The sequence below is a fragment of the Pseudomonas sp. MF6747 genome (assembly GCF_963890955.1).
Lineage (GTDB): Bacteria > Pseudomonadota > Gammaproteobacteria > Pseudomonadales > Pseudomonadaceae > Aquipseudomonas.
Map to the genome: position 1 here is coordinate 198,906 of NZ_CAWPSZ010000005.1, position 19,340 is coordinate 218,245.

The 19,340-nt window shown below is 59.6% G+C and carries 16 protein-coding genes; 4 read left to right on the forward strand and 12 right to left on the reverse strand.

Annotation, left to right across the window (positions count from 1 at the left end; genetic code table 11):
• Positions 1-9: 9 nt before the first annotated feature.
• The 5 genes from AACW30_RS07120 to AACW30_RS07140 all read right to left on the reverse strand — a co-directional run bounded on the left by AACW30_RS07120 (position 10) and on the right by AACW30_RS07140 (position 6,864).
• The gene (locus tag AACW30_RS07120) at positions 10-744 is read right to left on the reverse strand and encodes an amino acid ABC transporter ATP-binding protein (RefSeq protein WP_012722475.1); all 735 of its coding nucleotides are present in this window, start codon (positions 742-744) and stop codon (positions 10-12) included.
• A complete protein-coding gene (locus tag AACW30_RS07125) occupies positions 741-1,412 on the reverse strand; it encodes an amino acid ABC transporter permease (RefSeq protein ID WP_106579410.1) in 672 nt (223 codons plus the stop codon). The genes AACW30_RS07120 and AACW30_RS07125 overlap by 4 nt, the downstream gene beginning before the upstream one ends.
• Positions 1,412-2,158 carry an amino acid ABC transporter permease gene (locus tag AACW30_RS07130; RefSeq protein ID WP_003208731.1) on the reverse strand — a complete coding sequence of 249 codons (747 nt, stop codon included), beginning with the start codon at positions 2,156-2,158 and terminating at the stop codon, positions 1,412-1,414. The genes AACW30_RS07125 and AACW30_RS07130 overlap by 1 nt, the downstream gene beginning before the upstream one ends.
• Before the next feature lie 194 nt (positions 2,159-2,352).
• Positions 2,353-3,279 (reverse strand): glutamate/aspartate ABC transporter substrate-binding protein, encoded by a 927-nt coding sequence (locus AACW30_RS07135; RefSeq protein WP_106579409.1) that lies wholly within the window; start codon positions 3,277-3,279, stop codon positions 2,353-2,355.
• A gap of 1,263 nt (positions 3,280-4,542) precedes the next feature.
• Complete coding sequence (locus AACW30_RS07140; protein WP_200624583.1) at positions 4,543-6,864, reverse strand: TonB-dependent receptor; 2,322 nt, start codon at positions 6,862-6,864, stop codon at positions 4,543-4,545.
• 121 nt (positions 6,865-6,985) lie between these two features.
• On the opposite strand from AACW30_RS07140, the gene AACW30_RS07145 reads away from it, so the two are divergent.
• On the forward strand, positions 6,986-7,711 hold the full coding sequence (locus tag AACW30_RS07145) for a tetratricopeptide repeat protein (RefSeq protein WP_200624584.1): 726 nt from the start codon (positions 6,986-6,988) through the stop codon (positions 7,709-7,711).
• Positions 7,712-7,758: 47 nt separating this feature from the next.
• On the opposite strand, the gene glpD is transcribed toward AACW30_RS07145, so the two are convergent.
• The 4 genes from glpD to AACW30_RS07165 all read right to left on the reverse strand — a co-directional run bounded on the left by glpD (position 7,759) and on the right by AACW30_RS07165 (position 12,834).
• Entirely contained in the window at positions 7,759-9,297 is a 1,539-nt protein-coding gene (glpD, locus tag AACW30_RS07150; protein WP_200624585.1) for a glycerol-3-phosphate dehydrogenase, read from the reverse strand.
• A gap of 245 nt (positions 9,298-9,542) precedes the next feature.
• A complete protein-coding gene (locus tag AACW30_RS07155) occupies positions 9,543-10,298 on the reverse strand; it encodes a DeoR/GlpR family transcriptional regulator (RefSeq protein ID WP_010212755.1) in 756 nt (251 codons plus the stop codon).
• A 95-nt stretch (positions 10,299-10,393) separates the two neighbouring features.
• Positions 10,394-11,899, reverse strand: a complete 1,506-nt coding sequence (gene glpK, locus AACW30_RS07160; RefSeq protein ID WP_106577274.1) for a glycerol kinase GlpK — start codon at positions 11,897-11,899, stop codon at positions 10,394-10,396.
• 80 nt (positions 11,900-11,979) lie between these two features.
• The gene (locus AACW30_RS07165; protein WP_106577273.1) at positions 11,980-12,834 is read right to left on the reverse strand and encodes an MIP/aquaporin family protein; all 855 of its coding nucleotides are present in this window, start codon (positions 12,832-12,834) and stop codon (positions 11,980-11,982) included.
• Between the two features lie 327 nt (positions 12,835-13,161).
• On the opposite strand from AACW30_RS07165, the gene ybaK reads away from it, so the two are divergent.
• Positions 13,162-13,632 (forward strand): Cys-tRNA(Pro) deacylase, encoded by a 471-nt coding sequence (gene ybaK / locus AACW30_RS07170; RefSeq protein WP_124416540.1) that lies wholly within the window; start codon positions 13,162-13,164, stop codon positions 13,630-13,632.
• Between the two features lie 143 nt (positions 13,633-13,775).
• On the opposite strand, the gene AACW30_RS07175 is transcribed toward ybaK, so the two are convergent.
• Complete coding sequence (locus AACW30_RS07175) at positions 13,776-14,885, reverse strand: ABC transporter ATP-binding protein (RefSeq protein ID WP_119738613.1); 1,110 nt, start codon at positions 14,883-14,885, stop codon at positions 13,776-13,778.
• Complete coding sequence (gene argF / locus AACW30_RS07180; protein ID WP_200624586.1) at positions 14,882-15,802, reverse strand: ornithine carbamoyltransferase; 921 nt, start codon at positions 15,800-15,802, stop codon at positions 14,882-14,884. Before argF ends, AACW30_RS07175 begins: the two co-directional genes overlap by 4 nt.
• Positions 15,803-16,225: 423 nt before the next feature.
• Between argF and AACW30_RS07185 the strand changes: the two genes are divergently transcribed.
• Positions 16,226-18,334, forward strand: a complete 2,109-nt coding sequence (locus AACW30_RS07185) for a molybdopterin oxidoreductase family protein (protein WP_200624587.1) — start codon at positions 16,226-16,228, stop codon at positions 18,332-18,334.
• A gap of 86 nt (positions 18,335-18,420) precedes the next feature.
• Positions 18,421-18,759 carry a Grx4 family monothiol glutaredoxin gene (gene grxD / locus AACW30_RS07190; RefSeq protein WP_106577269.1) on the forward strand — a complete coding sequence of 113 codons (339 nt, stop codon included), beginning with the start codon at positions 18,421-18,423 and terminating at the stop codon, positions 18,757-18,759.
• Positions 18,760-18,861: 102 nt separating this feature from the next.
• Here grxD and bfr read toward each other — a convergent pair whose 3' ends face one another.
• The gene (bfr, locus tag AACW30_RS07195; RefSeq protein ID WP_106577268.1) at positions 18,862-19,332 is read right to left on the reverse strand and encodes a bacterioferritin; all 471 of its coding nucleotides are present in this window, start codon (positions 19,330-19,332) and stop codon (positions 18,862-18,864) included.
• Between the last annotated feature and the right edge of the window lie 8 nt (positions 19,333-19,340).

The following is a 19,340-nucleotide window of genomic DNA, read 5'->3' on the forward strand; positions in this document are numbered from 1 at the left end:
CTGTAGGGCTTAGTGCTGCAGGATTTTCTCAAGGAAGTGCTGCGCGCGTTCGGAGCGGGCGCTGATGTCGCCGAAGAACTCCTCCTTCGGGCAGTCTTCGATGATCTTGCCGGCGTCCATGAAGATCACACGGTCGGCCACTTTGCGCGCAAACCCCATTTCGTGGGTTACGCACATCATGGTCATGCCTTCGTGGGCCAGTTGCACCATCACGTCGAGCACTTCGTTGACCATCTCAGGGTCCAGCGCCGAGGTCGGTTCGTCGAACAACATGACGATCGGGTCCATGGCCAGGGCGCGGGCAATCGCCACCCGTTGTTGCTGGCCGCCGGAAAGCTGGCCCGGGTGCTTGTGCGCGTGTGCCGAAAGGCCGACGCGCTCAAGCAGTTGCAGGCCCTTTTTGGTGGCTTCTTCCTTGCTGCGGCCAAGCACCTTGATCTGCGCGATGGTCAGGTTTTCGGTGATGGTCAGGTGCGGGAACAGTTCGAAGTGCTGGAACACCATGCCCACGCGCGAGCGCAGTTGCGGCAGGTTGGTCTTCGGGTCGGCGATGGACGTGCCGTCCACCACCACGTCGCCTTTCTGGAACGGTTCCAGTGCGTTGACGCACTTGATCAGGGTGGATTTACCCGAGCCGGACGGCCCGCACACCACGATCACTTCGCCTTTTTTAACCTCGGTGCTGCAATCGGTCAGCACCTGGAAGTCGCCATACCACTTGTTGATGTTCTTGATAGAGATCATACGGCAAACCTTTTTTGCAGACGCTTGACCAGCAGCGAGGCGGAAAAGCTGATGATGAAGTAGACGACACCGGCGAAGATCAGGAACTCATTGGAGCGGCCAATGATGTCGCCGTTGGAGCGGGCGGAGTTGAGGAAGTCCACCAGGCCCACGGTGTAAACCAGCGAGGTGTCCTGGAACAGGATGATCGACTGTTGCAGCAGCAACGGGGTCATCTTGCGGAACGCCTGGGGCAGGATGATCAGACGCATGGTCTGGCCATAGGTCATGCCCATCGCCTGTGCGGCGGCCATCTGGCCCTTGGGGATCGACTGCACGCCGGCCCGCACGATTTCACAGAAGTACGCGGCTTCGAACATCATGAAGGCCACGACGCAGGAGGTGAACGCACCAATCGGGGTGTCTTCGCCGGTGATCCAGCGCAACACGAACGGTACCGCCAGGTAGAACCAGGTGATCACCAACAGCAGCGGGATCGAGCGGAAGTAGTTCACGTAGGCGCCGGCCAGACGCGACAGCAGTTTGCTGGACGACAAGCGCATCAGCGCCAGCATCGTACCCAGCGCGATACCGCCGATCACACCCATGACCATCAACTGCAAGGTCATGACCATGCCGTTCCACAAGCCAGGAATGGCGGGGATGATGCCGCTGAAATCGAAGTCCATTATTTACCCCCCACGGAGATCAGGCCGGGCACCGCGACTTTCTTCTCGACCACGCGCATCAGCAGCATCAGGCTCATGTTCAGGGTGAAGTAGATCAGCGTGGCCAGGGTGAAGGCTTCAAACAGGTTGGCCGAGAACTCGGCAGTCTGTTTGGTTTGCGCCAGCAGTTCCATCAAGCCGATCAAGGACGCCACGGAGGAGTTCTTGAACACGTTGAGGAATTCCGAGGTAAGCGGCGGAATGATGATGCGGTAAGCCTGAGGCAGCAGCACGTTCCAGTAGATCTGCGGCAGCTTGAAGCCCATGGCGCGTGCGGCAGATTCCTGGCCGCGTGGCAGCGCCTGGATGCCGGTACGCACTTGTTCACACACACGGGCGGCGGTGAACAGGCCCAGGCACACGACGACGCTCAGGTAGGCCGAGGTGGTCGGGTTGAGGTCTTGTTTGTACCAGTCCTGCAGGTTTTGCGGCAGCAGATCGGGTATCAGGAAGTACCAGATAAACAGCTGAACCAGCAGCGGCACGTTACGAAACAGTTCCACGTAGCAGGTCGCGATGCCCGATACGATGCGGTTTGGCACGGTGCGCATGACGCCCAGAATGGACCCCAGCAACAAGGCGATAATCCATGCCACGACAGCGATGGCTATGGTCCAGCCCAAGCCGGCGATGTACCAGTCGAGATAAGTCTCGCTGCCCACGCCAGTGGACTTGAAGAACACGCCCCAGTCCCAGTTGTAATTCATTAGGGTCTCCCCTCGAGATCGATCGATGTACAAGCACCCGCTTGGGGAAGATCCTTTCCCGCCCGACGTTGAACGTCAGGCACACGCGATCGGCTCGAAAACCGCCAGGTCGAGTGTTCCAAATTAAAGCCAGCAGGTAGTAACAGACGCCTGAGGGAGGGTTGGCTCCCTCAGGAGATAAGCTTAGTCAGGTATCAGATTTTTACGTCAGGGGCTGGTTTGTCGCTTGGGTTAGCGATCAGCTCCTTAACCTTGTCGCTCATCGGGAAGTTCAGGTTCAGGCCTTTTGGAGGAATCGGGCTCTCGAACCACTTGCTGTAGATCTTGTTGATTTCGCCGGATTTGTACAGACCGACGATGGCGTCATCGACAGCTTTTTTGAAGGCTGGATCGTCTTTACGCACCATGCACGCGTAGGCTTCGAAAGACTGTGGCGTACCGGTGATGACCCAGTCGTCCGGCTTCTTGGCCTTGGCTTCTTCGCCTGCGAGCAGGGCGTCGTCCATCATGAAGGCGACGGCGCGGCCGCTTTCCAGCATCTGGAAGGATTCGCCGTGGTCTTTGGCGGAGATGACGTTCATGCTCATTTGCTTATCGGCGTTCATCGCTTTGATGATGCGCTCGGACGTGGTGCCAGCGGTGGTCACGACGTTTTTGCCTTTCAGGTCGGCAAAGTCAGCGTAGGACGGCTTGCCATCCTTGTCTTTCTTGACCAGCAGGCGGGTGCCGATTTCGAACATGTTGACGGTGAAATCAACTTGTTGAGCGCGTTCGGCGTTGTTGGTGGTGGAGCCGCATTCGATATCCGCGGTGCCGTTCTGGATCAGCGGGATACGGGTTTGCGAGGTGACCAGGTTGTACTTGACCTTCAAATCGGGTTTGTTCAGGTCTTTTTTCAGGGCTTCAACGATGGCCAGTTGAATGTCGTGGGAGTAGCCCACGGGTTTGCCCGAGCCGTCCGCGATGTAGGAAAACGGAATGGAGCTGTCGCGGTGAGCGAGAGTGATGGTGCCGGAGTCGTTGATTTTCTTCAGTGTGCCGGTAAGTTCGGCGGCGAAAACTGGAGTGCTGATCAGAGCAGCAGCGATAGCTGCGCCCAGGATATGGGGAACGATGCGCATCAATACTTCCTCGACATTTGTTTTTTTTATGAAGCCGGCTAGACGGCTCTCTTTTGTACAGCGAATGCCCGTGACGGCTCCTGAAGCGTCGCAGGCAATCGTCAGGGAGTGTAGAGCATGAGTCGTGCCATACCAGGGGTAAAAGGTTATCTGGTTGATTTATATGGGTATTAAGTTTGTATGACGGGAGGGGTTTGGCGGTTTGGTCCGGCAAACCGAATGGTTTGGGGTGTGGTGTTCGGAAAACCGAATGGCTGCGGTGGGAGGGGGGGTATATCCGTTGCTGCGGTAACGGCGACTTGGGGTTCCGCTCTTACAGCGGGTCACTTTTGGCAAACGCCCCAAAAGTAACCAAAAGGTCTTTGCCCCACCACTCGGCACCTCGCTTAGGCTCGGTGTGCCCTCACTCCGGCTTGAATCCGTGGGCCGCCGCGACGGGCCATCCATGGCCCAACGCGGCTAACCCGGCGTCCTGCCGGGTTACCCACGGATTCAAGCCTGCGTTCGGCCAGCGTGGTTGACGGGGCCTGTCAGATCAAGATCAAAAGCAGAGCACGGCGGCCTAGTAGCCGACCTGAGTGGTTGAAGCAGAAGCAGATCAAGAGCACAGCAACACATCTCTATCTGATGCACTGCGATCCAAATGTGGGAGCGGGCTTGCTCGCGAAGGCGGTGTGTCAGCTACACATGAGTTGACTGACCCACCGCCTTCGCGAGCAAGCCCGCTCCCACAAGCTGACCGAGTTAAGCCTCCAGCACCGCACTGCTTTTGCTTTTCTGTGGGAGCTGGCTTGCCTGCGATGCAGACAACTCGGTCTATCAGGCATAACCAGTCGATGCCATCGCAGGCAAGCCAGCTCCCACATTTGATTGAGTTCAGCTTCTAAAATCAGGTCGGCTGTCACGCCGCCTCGCCTTCGTTTTTGATCTAACCACTCAGGTCGGCTACTAGGCCGCCGTGATGTAGATCTTGATCTTGATCTTAGGCGCCCCGTTAAACCACGCTGGCCGAACGCAGGCTTGAATCCGTGGGTAACCCGGCAGGACGCCGGGTTAGCCGTGTTGGGCCATGGATGGCCCGTCACGGCGGCCCACGGATTCAAGCCGGAGTGAAGGCACACCGAGCCCAAGCGAGGTGCCGAGTGGTGGGGCAAGAGCCCTTTGGTTACTTTGGGGCTTTTCCAAAGTGACCCGCCGTAAGGGCGGAACCCATACCCGCCATCACCCAAGCACCGGATATGCCCCCCAAAACACCCCCCACAATCAGAACGTATAGTCAGCCGAAACAACCGCCGCACGCCCATCACCCGGCACCGCCCAACCGTTGTTACGGATGCGCGTCAGGTATTCCTTGTCGAACAGATTGTTAACGTTCAACTGCAGGTTCAACTGTTTGTTGACCTTGTAGCCGAGCATCGCGCGCTGCACGGCGTAGCCCGGCGCAGTCGGTGCCCCGGCGGCGCTGACCAGGTACTGCTTGGATTGCGCCGTGATGCCGTAGCCCACCTGAAAGTCGTAGGGCAGGTCGTACACCGTCCAAAGGCTGGCCGCATGTTTCGGCGTAAACGGCAGCGGCTCGCCTTTCTGGGCGTCGAAGCCGGTGGTGGCCAGGGTGAAGTCGCTGGCGCTGCGTAACACGCGGGTATCCAGGTAGGTGTAGTTGGCAAAGACCTTCCACTTATCCGTGATCGCACCGCTCAGGCCGAGCGCCACGCCGTCTGCGCGTGCTTTGCCGTCGAGCGATTGCGTGCCGCTCAGGTTGGTCGGGTCGGGATCGGCGACTTTGTAGTTGGTGCGGTCATTGCGAAAGATCGCGCCGGTGACCGACAAGGTATTGTCGAGGAAGTCCCATTTGGTGCCGATCTCATAGCTGACGGCGGTTTCCGGGGCAACGTTGCAGTTGTTGGTGGGCGCGCTGGACGTTTTCGCCGGGGTAAAGCAGCCACCATTGACGCTGGCTTGCGACGGCGTCTTGCTGTTGCCGTAGGCGATATAAAAACTGCCGTTTTCCACCGGTTTGTACACCAGCGCCAGGCGATAGGACGTCAGGTCATCCGCTTGGCCGTAGCGAACGCCGGGCGTTTCCACGCCGGTGCTGGAGTAGGCATTGGTGACCGAACTGCCGGCATTGTGCTCGTAACGCAAACCGCCGTTGATTTCCCATTGCGGATTAAGTTTGAGCGTGTCGAAGGCGTAGGCGGCGCGGTTGTTCAGCGCACCGTCAACGTGGGCTGCGCGGGTGAAGTTGACGGGGCCGGTCCAGTCCGAGTTGGGGTCGCTGAAGCTGACCGGCGGTGGAACGATCGTGCTGCCGTTGCTGTTAGTCAGCCATTTTCCGGTATCCGCCTCGTATTCCTCGCGGCTGATGGCGATGCCGGTCACCAGTGTGTGGTCGATAAAGCCCGTGCTGAAGTGACTGGTTACGTCAGTCTGGTTGGTGAACATTTTGTTCTGGGTGTTGCGCTCGTTGCCCAGCGAACCGCCGCTTGGCTGGAAATAGCCTGGCTTGAGGCCGGCGGCGCAAGGCGCGCCCGTTATCTGGGTGCCGCTGGCCAGGCAGCCGGCCTGGGCACCTTCGGGGCCGGAGGCGCGCAAATCCTGGCGCACGCGCTCGACGCGGGTGAAGTTGCGCACTGACACGGCGTCGTTGAAGTCGTGTTCGAGTTTCAGGCTGAACGCGTCCGAGGTGATTTGCTGGTCATTGATGTTGTGGTAACCGTAATAGTCGCTCCAACCCACACCCGGCATTGGCTTGCCGTTGTAGATGGGGATGCCGTACTGCGGCGTGTTGTCATCTTTCTGGTGTTCATAACTGACGGTAACGCGGGTCGGCGTGCCCAGGCCAAAGGCGATGGAGGGCGCAATGCCCCAGCGCGAGTAATCTTCATAATCGCGGCCCGGCACATCGTTACCATGCGCCATCAGGTTGAGCCGGAACGCCGTGGTGTCGTTGAGTTGCTGATTGGTATCCAGCGTGGTGCGCTTGTAGTTATCGGTGCCGATGCCGGCGCTGATCGTGGTTTTGTCGCGTAATTCCGGCTGCTTGGACACCAGGTTGATGGTGCCGCCGACCGCGCCGGAACCTGAGTACACCGAACTCGCGCCGCTGACGACTTCGACCTGTTCCAGGTTGAACGGGTCGGTGCGGCTGTACTGCGCGCTGTCGCGCACGCCGTCGACGTAGATGTCGCCGCTGGCCGAGAAACCGCGCAGGTTGATGCTGTCGCCGTAACCGCTGCCGCCTTCGCCGGCGCCGAAGGTAATGCCTGGCACGGTGCTGAGCACGTCGCGCAGGGTCAGCAGGTTTTGATCGTGAATGACTTCCTTGGGCACCACGGTAATCGTCTGCGGTGTATCACGCAGCGCCTCGGTGTACTTGGGGGAGGAAGGCGCTACGGGGTTGTAAACGCTCTGGCTTGGGGCCTGACCTTCGATACTGGTCGCGCCGAGCTGAATTACCCCTGTGCCGTCATCTGCAGTCTCCGCTGCATAGCTGAATCCTCCTTGCGCAGCCACTGCCAAACCCACCGCCGACGCGAGCAAATGCCGCGATGAATGGGGGGCAGAACTGATCCCGGTAGCCATTGAATAGTCTCGTGTTGTTGGAATTGAGAGGTGATCGTAATTGATAAACGATCTCAAATGTAATAGTTTGTAACAGGATCATTCATGAAATTTTTGTCAGCTTGAGAGAGTGCAGACGAGCATGCAGAGCGCGCGGCCAGGCAATGAATCGGGTGAAATCGGTGATAACCCGCGCGCGTATGCGCGATGGGTGATGCACGCTGCGCAATTGGGTGATACCGATGCGCAGGCGACCTTGGGTCAGTTGTTGCTGGAGGGTCGGGGCATACAAAAGGACGAAGCGTTGGCGCTGAGCTGGTTTCGCATCAGCGCACGTCAGGACCACCCGATGGCGATCAACATGATCGGGCGCTGCCTTGAAAACGGCTGGGGCTGCGAAATCGACCTGCCGGACGCCGCCGAGCATTACCGCAAAGCGGGCGACCTTGGGCTGGATTGGGGGCTGTATAACCACGGCCAGTTGCTGACGCGCGGTCGCGGTGTCGAGCGCGACCTTGTCGCCGCGTATGTGTTGTTCGAGCAGGCGGCGGCCAAAGGGCATGCCAAATCGATGAACCTGCTGGGGCGGTTCCACCATGAAGGCGTCGTGGTGCCCAAGGATGTGCAACTGGCGCGGCAGTGGTATCAGCGCTCAGCCGAGGCGGGCGATTTTCGCGGGCAATACAACCACGCTGCCGAGCTGGCCGAAACCGGCGATGAGTCGCAGGCCTGCCTGTGGCTGGAGCGCGCGCTGGCAACGGCAACACCCGGGTTTTTGCAGGCGGCTTATCCGGTGTTGCTGGGCTCCGCCCTCAGCGGCATTCGTGACATGGGCCTGCGGTATCAGCGCCAGGCGCAGCAGGCATAAAAAAAGCCCCTGGCCTTTCGGCACAGGGGCTTTTCACGACGGTTTGATCAGGCTGCTTCGATCTTCGCGCGGTTCTGCTCGACCTTGGACAGGTAACGCTGCACGTTGGCCTGTTCCTCTGGGGTGGTGAACAGCCCAAGTTTGGTACGGCGCCACAACACGTCCTGCGGTTGCGTTGCCCATTCTTCGGCGCACAGGTAATCGACTTCGCGGGTGTACAGGCCGCCACCCAGGTGATCGCCCAGGTCAGCCAGCGACTGCACACCTTCGAGCAAGCGCCAGGTGCGGCTGCCATAGGTGGTGGACCAACGACGCGCGATCTCGGCCGGGACCCAGTTGAACTTGGCGCGAATTGCCTCGGCCAGCGCTTCTGGCGTGGTCATGTTCTCGCCGCCCGGCAGGCTGGCCGTGGCCGTCCAGCTTGGGCGCATCTGGGTGAAGAACGGCGCCAGCTGCGCCATCGCCGACTCGGCGAGTTTGCGGTAGGTGGTCAGCTTGCCGCCGAACACCGACAGGATTGGCGCCTCGCCAGTGCCGCCAGACAGCGACAGGGTGTAATCGCGGGTGATGGCCGACGGGTTATCCGACTCGTCGTTGCACAACGGGCGCACGCCGGAGTAGGTGTGGACGATGTCGTCGCGGCTCAACTGCTTCTTGAAGTGGGCATTTACCACTTTAAGCATGTAGTCGGTTTCACCTTCGGTAATCGCTACTTTCGCCGGGTCGCCGGTGTATTCGCGGTCGGTGGTGCCGATGATGGTCAGGTGGTTCAGGTACGGAATGGTGAAGACAATGCGCTGGTCTTCGTTCTGCAGGATGTGTGCGTGGGCACCCTCATACAGTTTCGGCACGATCAGGTGGCTGCCCTGGATCAAGCGGATACCGTAAGGCGAATCCAGCTTCAGGTCTTCCTTGATGAACTTGGCGACCCATGGGCCGGCGGCGTTCACGAGGGCGCGGGCACGGATCGAGAACAGGCTGCCATCGGCGCGTTCCATGTGCATTTCCCACATGCCGTTGTTGCGGTGCGCGCTGATGCAACGGGTCTGGGTGTGGATATGCGCGCCTTTTTCGCGAGCGGCCATGGCGTTCAACACCACCAGGCGGGCGTCATCGACCCAGCAGTCGGAGTATTCGAAACCTTTGGTGATTTCGCTTTTCAGCGGGCTGTCAGGGCCGAACTTGAGGCTCTTGGAACCGGCGAGTTTTTCACGCTTGCCCAGGTGGTCGTACAGGAACAGGCCAGCACGAATCATCCACGCCGGGCGCAGGTGCGGGCGGTGTGGCAACACAAAACGCATTTGCTTGACGATATGCGGGGCCTTGGCCAGCAGCACTTCACGTTCGGCCAGGGCTTCGCGCACCAGGCGGAATTCGTAATGTTCGAGGTAACGCAGGCCACCGTGGATCAGCTTGCTGCTGGCCGAGGATGTATGGCTGGCCAAGTCGTCTTTTTCGCAAAGGAATACCGACAAACCGCGACCGGCTGCGTCTGCTGCGATGCCGACGCCGTTGATCCCGCCACCAATTACGGCAACGTCATAGACTTCGGCAAGCGGTGGAGCAGGCAAGGTGGAAGGGTTCATCGGCTAGCCTCGCGATCTTTTCGTCTTGGAATTCGAACATTAATGTTCATTTACGAAAATGGTAGCTGATAAACGCGCGCACAGCCAGCCGACTTCGATTGAAAAAACTCATCGAAGGGGGGCAAAGGGAAAATTTGTGAACATGAGTGTGGCAGATAGATCGCCATCGGGGGCAAGCCCCCTCCCACAGATTGATCGCATTCCAGTGTGGGAGAGGCTTGCCCTCGATAGCGCCAGTAACGGCGCTAAACGACTTCCAGCCGAACCTTGTGCTGGTTCAACAACTGCACCAGCGCCGGCACCGGCTGCTGATCGGTCACCAAGCAGTCCACCAGGCTGATCGGCCCCAAACGAATCATGGCATTGCGCCCGAATTTGCTTGAGTCGGCCGCCAGGATCACCTGGCGCGCATTGGCAATGATCGCCTGGGAAACCCGCACTTCCTGGTAATCGAAGTCGAGCAGGCTGCCGTCTTCGTCAATACCGCTGATGCCCACCAGGGCGAAGTCGACCTTGAACTGGTTGATGAAATCGACGCTCGCCTGACCGACTACACCACCGTCACGGCGCACATTGCCGCCGGTCAACAGTACGTCGAAGTCGTCCTTGGCACTGAGCATGGTGGCGACGTTGAGGTTGTTGGTGATGATTTTCAGGTGATTGTGATTGAGCAGCGCACGCGCGATCGATTCGGTGGTGGTGCCGATATTGATGAACAGCGAGGCATGATCAGGAATTTGTGCGGCAATGGCTTCGCCGATGCGTTGTTTCTCATCGCGCATCTGGTCGGCACGCATGGCGTACGCGGTGTTCTCGACACTGGAGTCATAGGCCGCGCCGCCGTGGTAGCGGCGCAGCAGATTGGCGTCCGCCAGCTGATTGATATCGCGGCGGATGGTTTGCGGGGTGACAACGAATAGCTGCGCCATCTCCTCGATACTGACATAGCCGCGTTCGCGGACCAGTTCGAGGATTTGTTGCTGGCGGGGAGGCAGATTCATGGGGCGTCCTTTGGGCTGCCATACAAAAGTGGCCCATGATGACGCAGCACGCCGCTCCCCGCCAGTTACAACCCTATGTGGGTCCGGCGCTTGGCTTATTCAGCGCCTTCGTGCGGTTCCCAATCGCGGGTACGGCTTACCGCTTTCTGCCAGCCGGCGTAGAGTTTTTCTTTGGCGGCTTCGTCCAGCGTGGGTTCGAATTCACGCTCGATCACGGCCTTGCCGCGCAGCTCGTCCAGGCTGCCCCAGAAACCACAGGCCAGGCCGGCCAGGTAAGCGGCGCCCAGCGCGGTGGTCTCGCGCATTTGCGGGCGCTCGACCCGAGTGCCGAGGATGTCGGCCTGGAACTGCATCAAGAAGTTGTTGGCGACTGCGCCACCGTCCACACGCAGGGCTTTGAGGCGTTCGCCGGAGTCCTGTTGCATGGCGTCCAATACGTCGCGGGTCTGGTAGGCAATCGACTCCAGGGCTGCACGAATGATGTGATCAACCCGTACGCCACGGGTCAGGCCGAACAGCGCGCCACGCGCATACGGGTCCCAGTAAGGCGCGCCCAGGCCGGTGAAGGCCGGGACCAGGTATACGCCGTTGCTGTCTTTGACCTTGCCGGCGAAGTATTCGGTGTCGGTTGCATCGGCAATGATCTTCAGCTCGTCACGCAGCCACTGTACGGTGGAACCACCGTTGAATACCGCGCCTTCCAGGGCGTAGGCCACTTCGCCGCGGGGGCCGCAAGCGATGGTGGTGAGCATGCCGTGTTGGGATTTGACGGCCTTGTCGCCGGTGTTCATCAGCAGGAAGCAGCCGGTGCCGTAAGTGTTCTTGGCCTGACCCGCTTCTACGCACATCTGGCCGAACAGGGCCGCTTGCTGGTCACCGGCGATGCCGCCGATGGCGATACCGCTTTTGGTACGGCCGTAGATTTCCGAAGACGATTTGACTTGCGGCAGCATTTCGCGCGGCACGTCGAGAATCTCCAGCATCTTCGCATCCCACTCCAGGGTGTGGATGTTGAAGAGCATGGTGCGCGAGGCGTTGGTGTAATCGGTAACGTGGGTTTTGCCGCCGGTAAATTTCCAGATCAGCCAGCTGTCGATGGTGCCGAACAGCAGCTCGCCGTTGCGCGCACGCTCACGGCTGCCTTCGACGTTGTCGAGGATCCACTTGAGCTTGGTGCCGGAGAAGTACGGGTCGGTGACCAGCCCGGTGGTGTCATTGATGTACTGCTCGTGACCATCACGCTTGAGCTGCTGGCAGATCTCGGTGCTGCGTCGGCATTGCCAGACGATCGCGTTGTAGATCGGACGGCCAGTGATCTTGTCCCAGACCACGGTGGTTTCACGCTGGTTGGTGATACCGATGGCGGCGACCTGGTCATGGTGCAGGCCGGCTTGTGCCAGGGCCTCGACCATCACCGCGCTTTGGGTGGCGAAGATTTCCATCGGGTCATGCTCGACCCAGCCGGCTTGCGGGTAATGCTGAGTGAATTCGCGCTGGGCGGTGCAGACCACGTTGGCGTCACGGTCAAAGATGATCGCCCGCGAACTGGTGGTGCCCTGATCAAGGGCAATGATGTAGTTCTTATTCTGAATGTCGGTCATGTCGATTGCCTTGGACGGAAAATAAGAGAGTAAGGAATCAGCCTGGGCCGCAAAGGGGCAGAGGGACCAGGCTGGCGCTATCAGGAAATACGCGTCTTGCCGTTGACAGCCGTGTCAGGTGTTTCATCTATAGCAGGTGCGGCGCTCGGCAGATGACGGGCAATCAGCCCGCGATAGGCCGCAGCACCGAGGCAGGCGCCGACAATCGGCGCGAAAATCGGAATCAGGAAGTAAGGAATATCGCGGCCACCGGTAAAGGCCATTTCACCCCAGCCGGCGAAAAAGGTCATCAGCTTGGGCCCGAAATCCCGCGCCGGGTTCATCGCAAAGCCCGTCAATGGGCCCATGGCACTGCCAATCACCGCGATCAACAGGCCGATCAGCAGCGGGGCCAACGGGCCGCGTGGCAGGCCGTTGTTGTCGTCGGTAAGGGCCATGATCACGCCCATCAGGATGGCGGTGATGACCATTTCCACCAGAAACGCCTGGGCTGTGCTCAGCAGGGCATGCGGGTAGGTGGAGAACACCGACGCCAGCTCCAGGCTGGCCTGGGAGCCGCGAACCATGTGGTGGGTTTGTTCGTAATCGAAAAAGAGATTGCTGTAGAGCGTGTACACCAGCGCGGCGGAGCAAAAGGCGCCGGCGACCTGGGCGAGGATATAGAAGGGCAGTTTGCGTTTTTCGAAATCGGCAAAAATGCACAGGGCGATGCTCACCGCCGGATTGAGGTGAGCCCCGGAAATACCGGCGCTCAGGTAGATCGCCATGCTGACGCCGATCCCCCAGATGATACTGATTTCCCACAACCCAAAGCTGGCACCCGCGACCTTGAGCGCAGCGACACATCCTGTACCGAAGAAGATCAGAAGCGCAGTCCCCAGGAATTCGGCCATGCATTGGCTCGAAAGTGAAGGCTGTTGAAGAGCAGTTGTCATGGAAAACCTCAATTGTTGTTCTTGTTTGGCGCGCGGCCTCAACGGGCTGTTGCGCGATTTTCACCGTGGCGAGGATCCCCATCCAGGACATGGCTTATTGCTGGAGTACCGCAGGTGCTATTCCTACAGTATTCGGAAACGAAAAAATATAGACAAGAATGACGGCTGTCAAAGGTCGAAAGTGAACCATCGGTCATTTTCGAACTATTGGTCTGGTGAATGATCACGCTTACGCCGATTGGTACGTCTCGCGGGAGTGGCGCACTAGAGCGTTTTGCTTACGCTTGGCCTAGAATTGGCCCTCTGTTTGCCATGCCCGGAGTAGCCATGACCCCCGCACTGGACCTGTTGAAAAAAGTTCGTGCCGAACATCACATCCACAGTTACGAACATGACCCCAAGGCAGCCTCCTATGGGCTGGAGGCTGCGGAAAAGTTGGGGCTTGACCCCGCACAGGTGTTCAAGACCTTGCTGGCCAGCAGTGAGAAAGGGGAATTGTTGGTGGCAGTGGTGCCGGTCGTCGGAAGTCTGGATTTAAAGGCGCTCGCCCATGCGGCCGGGGTGAAAAAGGTCGAAATGGCCGACCCAGCAGCGGCGCAACGCTCCACCGGTTACTTGTTGGGCGGCATCAGCCCATTGGGACAGAAGAAGCGTTTGCGCACATTTATCGACGTGACGGCGCAGCCGTTCGCGACGATTTTTGTCAGTGCCGGGAGGAGGGGTTTGGAAGTTGAGCTGCCGGCGGCGGTGCTGGCTGAGCATACCCAGGCCACATTCGCGCCGATTGGACGGGCCTGAAACTCGCATTTTGAATATGACGAGATCCAATGTGGGAGCGGGCTTGCTCGCGAAAACGGTGGTTCAGTAATAAATTCGTTAACTGACACTCCGCATTCGCGAGCAAGCCCGCTCCCACATTTTGATCTGGTTTCGTCAGTTACTCAGTTGGCGGGGCTGTAGCGCCTTACGCCGGAGTCGGCTTTAGGAATCTGCGCCGCAACGCTGCCCGAAGCCTGAAACAACACCAAATGCTCAGCCGCCACCCGAATCCCCACGTCCACACCCACCTGATGATCAGCGTGGCTGGGGAAAATCGACTCCAGCTGTGCACCGGTCGGCAGTTGCAGGCGGTACAAGGTCGAGGCGCCGAGGAAGGTCTTGCCGACGATCCGCGCTTTCAACGCGCTGTCCGGCGCGTAGACGATGTCATCCGGGCGCAGCAGTACATCCACCGCGCCACCTGTGGGCCAGGTGTAGGCGCGGTTGCCACGCAGGTCACCCAGTTCGGTGCTGACCGACTCCGGTGAGCTCAACTGGCCACGGATGAAATAGCCCTGGCCGATAAAGCTGGCGACATAAGGCGTTTGTGGCTCGTGATAGAGGTTGTAGGGCGTATCCCACTGCTCAAGACGGCCTTCCTTGAAAACCCCCACCTGATCACTCACCGCAAAGGCTTCTTCCTGATCATGAGTGACCAGAATCGCACTGGTGCCGCGCGCCTTGAGAATGTCGCGCACCTCGTGGCTAAGCTTGCGCCGCAGTTCGCCGTCGAGGTTGGAGAACGGTTCATCCAGCAGCAACAGTTGCGGCTCCGGCGCTAAAGCGCGGGCGAGGGCGACGCGTTGTTGCTGGCCGCCGGAAAGCTCGTGGGGGAAACGCTTGCCGAGGTTCTTCAAGTTGACCAGTTCCAGCAACTCGGCGACCACGCGGTCTTTTTGCGGGTGTTTGCGAATGCCAAAGGCGATGTTGTCGGCCACGCTCAAGTGCGGGAACAGCGCGTAGTCCTGAAACACCATGCCGATCCGGCGTTTCTCCGGCGCGAGGGTGAAGCCGGCACTGGAGATCACGTCGCCGGCCAGGCTGATTTCACCTTCGTGCACCGGTTCAAACCCGGCGATCGCGCGCAAGGTCGTGGTTTTGCCGCAACCGGATGAGCCGAGCAGGCAGCCGATGTCGCCGGCATTAAGGTGCAGGTTGAGGTTCTGCACCACGCGTTGATCTTGATAGCCGCATGCCAGATTGCGCAGGTTCAGCAGTAATGGCTGGCTCATGCGTGGTGGTACGCAGGCGCGACGAGGAATTCGAGCAGCGCCTTTTGCGCATGCAAGCGGTTTTCAGCCTGGTCCCAGGCGACTGAACGCTTATCGTCGAGCAGGTCGAGGCTGATTTCCTCGCCACGGTGGGCGGGCAGACAGTGCATGAACAGCACATCCGGCGCGGCCAGGTCGAGCAGGGCGCGGGTCACCTGGAACGGCGCGAACAGGGCCAGGCGCTTGGCGGTTTCTTCTTCCTGGCCCATGGAGGTCCAGACGTCGGTGCTGACCAGATGGGCGCCAATCACCGCGTCACGCGGGTCACGCACGACAGTGACGCGACTGCCGGCCTGTTCCAGGAAGCGCGCGTCAGGCTCGTAGCCTTCCGGGCATGCGATGCGCAGGTGGAAGTCGAACTGGATCGCCGCTTCTATATAGCTGTTGCACATGTTGTTGCCGTCGCCGATCCAGGCCACGGTCTTGCCTTGGATCGAACCGCGATGCTCGAGGAAGGTTTGCATGTCGGCCAGCAACTGGCACGGGTGCAGGTCATCGGACAGGCCGTTGATCACCGGTACTCGGGAGTTGGCGGAAAATTCGGTTACGGTGCTGTGGGCAAAGGTACGGATCATCACCGCATCGAGCATGCTCGACATCACGATGGCGCTGTCGGCAATTGTCTCGCCACGGCCCAGTTGGGTATCGCGCGAGGACAGGAAGATGGCTTGGCCACCCAGCTGGATCATGCCGGCTTCGAACGACACGCGGGTGCGCGTCGACGACTTCTCGAAAATCATCCCGAGCACACGGTTTTTCAAAGGCTCGAACAGTACGCCGCGGTTACGCAGGTCTTTAAGCTCAATGCCTCGACGGATCACGCTGACCAGCTCTTCGGGCGTGCAATCCATCAGGGAGAGAAAGTGCCTTGCGCTCATCATTAACTACCTTTTTGCAACAGACCGCAGATACTCAAAGCCTTGTTTATTGTGACAACGGGCGAGACCTGCGGCGAAAGCCGCACGGGGCGACGAAATAGGGGAAGGCGCGATCTTATAATTAAATGTCGCGTCTTACCAATAGGGCTACGGTTTTTAAGGGTGTTCAAGAAGGGCGCTGAAGCGCTTTTGAAGACTGATTCCTGACAGCAGCGGGCCATTTGTACACTGGCGCTGAGACCTTTTGCAATGCGTGGGGGCGGGCGCAGGCTAGGCCGGGTCGGTTTCGGCGGCTCTTCGCAAGGTTTTGAAACATTTGCTCATGGTCTGGCCTGATGCCTCTCGATTCACGGGGCGAACCTTACTGGTACGCGCTCAGGTGACGGGCCATAGTTGGCTCAAAGCCCAATAAAGAGACTGGCCATGACCAAGACTCTCCACCACCGTGCCTGCCATCTGTGTGAAGCCATCTGCGGCCTGACCCTGGAAACCACCCGGGCCGACGACGGCAGCCTGGCGATCACCTCAATCAAGGGTGACGCGCTGGACACCTTCAGCCGTGGGCACATCTGCCCCAAAGCGGTGGCATTGCAGGACATCCAGAACGACCCGGACCGCCTGCACCAGCCCATGTTGCGCGTGGGCAGCGAATGGCAGCCGATCCCATGGGACGAGGCATTCACGCTGGTCGCTGAGCGCCTGGCGGGTATCCAAGCCCGGCATGGGCAGAATGCGGTGGCGGTGTACCAGGGCAACCCCAGCGTGCACAACTATGGGCTGATGACTCACAGCAATTACTTCCTTGGCCAGCTCAAGACGCGCAATCGGTTTTCCGCGACGTCGGTGGACCAGCTGCCTCATCACCTCACCAGTCATCTCATGTACGGCCACGGCCTGCTGCTGCCGATTCCGGATATCGATCACACCGATTTCATGCTGATCCTGGGCGGCAACCCGTTGGCGTCCAACGGCAGCATCATGACCGTGCCTGACGTAGAGAAGCGTCTCAAGGCCATTCAGGCGCGGGGCGGCAGCGTGGTGGTGGTTGACCCACGACGCAGCGAGACGGCGGCGATCGCCGATCAGCATCTGTTTGTGCGGCCCGGAGGCGATGCGGCGTTGTTGTTCGGGTTGCTCAACACCTTGTTTAGCGAGAACCTGACGCGTGAAAGCCATTTGCCGGTCGACGGTCTTGAAGACGTGCGTCGCGCGATTGCCGGGTTTACCGCTGAAGCCATGAGCCGCCAATGTGCAGTGCCTGCCGAACAGATCCGCCAGCTGGCGCGGGACTTTGCCGCAGCGGACAAGGCGGTGTGTTACGGGCGCATGGGCGTGTCCACCCAAGCCTTCGGTACGCTGTGCCATTGGTTAGTGCAATTGATCAATCTGGTGACCGGCAATCTGGACCGTGTCGGCGGCGCCTTGTGCACCTCGCCGGCCGTGGACTTGGTGGCGTCAACCGGTGGCGGGCATTTCAATCGCTGGCAGAGTCGCGTGTCCGGGCGCCCGGAATATGGCGGTGAATTGCCGGTGTCCGCCTTGGCGGAGGAAATGCTCACCGAAGGCGAAGGCCAGATCCGCGCCCTGGTGACCGTGGCCGGCAACCCGGTGTTGTCGACGCCAAACGGTCGCCAGTTGGAGCAGGCGCTGGACGGGCTTGAGTTCATGGTCAGCATCGACCTCTATATCAACGAGACCACGCGTTACGCTGACCTCATCCTGCCGTCCACCTCGGCGCTGGAAAACGATCACTACGACACCACGTTCAATATGTTCGCCGTGCGCAACGTCACTCGGTTCAACCACGCGATCCTGCCCAAGCCCGCAGGCGCGCTGCACGACTGGGAAATTTTTGTCGGCCTGGCCAAGGCCTTCGCGGCGCAGACAGGCGTGGCGCTCAAACCGACCATGGCGCCGGCGCAGATGATTGACTTCGGTTTGCGTGCCGGGGCTTACGGTGACGCTTCCGATCACAAGTTGTCGGTGGCGATGCTTGCCGACCATCCGCACGGCGTGGATTTGGGGCCGCTCAAGCCCAATCTTGTCGCGCGCTTGAAGACCGCCAACGGCCGGGTGCAGGCAGCGCCGGCTGTGATCCTGGCTGACTTGGCGCGGTTCGCAGCACACCCCGTGCCGGTGTTGGATGAACTCCTGTTGATCGGCCGTCGTCATGTGCGCAGCAATAACTCGTGGATGCATAACTATCATCGTCTGGTGAAGGGCAAGCCTCGGCACCAGTTGCATATGCACCCTGATGACCTGGCCAGTCGACAATTGAGCGATGGTCAGCGGGTGCGCGTCAGTTCGCGCATCGGCATGATCGAAGTGGAAGTAGTGGCCAGCCTGGACATGATGCCCGGCGTGGTCAGCCTGCCCCATGGCTGGGGGCATGGACGCCCAGGCGTGCAGATGAGCATTGCCAGCGGGCAGCCGGGGGCGAGTGCGAATGACTTGACCGACGAGCGGCAGTTGGACGAATTATCCGGCAATGCTGCGCTCAACGGTGTGCCGGTGCAGGTAGCGGCTGCCTGAGGCGCCCGACCACCGGGCTGGAATTTTGCGTTACAATGCGCCACCGTGCCGACCTGTGAGTCGCAAAGTTCCAGCCGAGGTGTTCCATGGATATCATCGAAACGATCAAAGAGCAGATTGCCAACAACACCATTCTGCTTTACATGAAGGGCGCGCCAAACGCTCCTCAGTGCGGTTTCTCCGCGAAGGCTTCCCAAGCCATCATGCAGTGCGGCGAGAAATTCGCCTACGTGGATATCCTGCAAAACCCTGAAATCCGCGCCAACCTGCCGAAGTACGCCAACTGGCCAACGTTCCCGCAGCTGTGGGTCGCCGGTGAGCTGGTCGGCGGCAGTGACATCATCACTGAAATGGCTGCGGATGGTTCGCTGCAAGCGCTGATCAAAGAAGCAGCGGCAAACGCCGCCGCCAAGACCGACGCGTAACCCTGAAGGCGCCGGCTAGCCGGCGCCTTCAGTGCGTCAGTCAATAAAAAGCCCCGCTTCTCGAAAGAGAGCGGGGCTTTTTTATGGCCTGTTGACTACGGGTTATTCACCCATCTGCGATTGCAGGTAGTTTTCCAGGCTGACTTTGTCGATCAGGCCCAGTTGGGTTTCCAGCCAGTCGATGTGTTCTTCCTGGTCTTCCAGAATGTCTTCGAGCAGTTCACGGCTGCCGAAATCGCCCTTGGTTTCGCAGTGCGCAATGGCGGCCTTGAGGTCGCTGTGGCTCTTCTGTTCGAACTTCAGGTCGCTGATGATCATTTCCTGGGTGTGCTCGCCGATGTTCAGCTTGCCCAGGTCCTGCACGTTTGGCAGGCCTTCCAGGAACAGGATGCGCTTGATCAACGCGTCCGCGTCTTTCATGGCCTTGATGGATTCTTTGTATTCGCGCTTGCCGAGCTTTTCCAGGCCCCAATCGTCATACATGCGCGCATGCAGGAAGTACTGATTGATCGCGACCAGTTCATTGGCAAGGATTTTATTGAGTTGCTGGATGACTGAGATGTCGCCTTTCATGACTGGGG

Excerpts from the sequence above, each read along its gene's own strand:
- AACW30_RS07120 (WP_012722475.1), bottom strand. The coding sequence starts at position 744 with ATGATCTCTATCAAGAACATCAACAAGTGGTATGGCGACTTCCAGGTG.
- AACW30_RS07125 (WP_106579410.1), bottom strand. The coding sequence starts at position 1,412 with ATGGACTTCGATTTCAGCGGCATCATCCCCGCCATTCCTGGCTTGTGG.
- AACW30_RS07130 (WP_003208731.1), bottom strand. The coding sequence starts at position 2,158 with ATGAATTACAACTGGGACTGGGGCGTGTTCTTCAAGTCCACTGGCGTG.
- AACW30_RS07135 (WP_106579409.1), bottom strand. The coding sequence starts at position 3,279 with ATGCGCATCGTTCCCCATATCCTGGGCGCAGCTATCGCTGCTGCTCTG.
- AACW30_RS07140 (WP_200624583.1), bottom strand. The coding sequence starts at position 6,864 with ATGGCTACCGGGATCAGTTCTGCCCCCCATTCATCGCGGCATTTGCTC.
- AACW30_RS07145 (WP_200624584.1), top strand. The coding sequence starts at position 6,986 with ATGCAGAGCGCGCGGCCAGGCAATGAATCGGGTGAAATCGGTGATAAC.
- glpD (WP_200624585.1), bottom strand. The coding sequence starts at position 9,297 with ATGAACCCTTCCACCTTGCCTGCTCCACCGCTTGCCGAAGTCTATGAC.
- AACW30_RS07155 (WP_010212755.1), bottom strand. The coding sequence starts at position 10,298 with ATGAATCTGCCTCCCCGCCAGCAACAAATCCTCGAACTGGTCCGCGAA.
- glpK (WP_106577274.1), bottom strand. The coding sequence starts at position 11,899 with ATGACCGACATTCAGAATAAGAACTACATCATTGCCCTTGATCAGGGC.
- AACW30_RS07165 (WP_106577273.1), bottom strand. The coding sequence starts at position 12,834 with ATGACAACTGCTCTTCAACAGCCTTCACTTTCGAGCCAATGCATGGCC.
- ybaK (WP_124416540.1), top strand. The coding sequence starts at position 13,162 with ATGACCCCCGCACTGGACCTGTTGAAAAAAGTTCGTGCCGAACATCAC.
- AACW30_RS07175 (WP_119738613.1), bottom strand. The coding sequence starts at position 14,885 with ATGAGCCAGCCATTACTGCTGAACCTGCGCAATCTGGCATGCGGCTAT.
- argF (WP_200624586.1), bottom strand. The coding sequence starts at position 15,802 with ATGAGCGCAAGGCACTTTCTCTCCCTGATGGATTGCACGCCCGAAGAG.
- AACW30_RS07185 (WP_200624587.1), top strand. The coding sequence starts at position 16,226 with ATGACCAAGACTCTCCACCACCGTGCCTGCCATCTGTGTGAAGCCATC.
- grxD (WP_106577269.1), top strand. The coding sequence starts at position 18,421 with ATGGATATCATCGAAACGATCAAAGAGCAGATTGCCAACAACACCATT.
- bfr (WP_106577268.1), bottom strand. The coding sequence starts at position 19,332 with ATGAAAGGCGACATCTCAGTCATCCAGCAACTCAATAAAATCCTTGCC.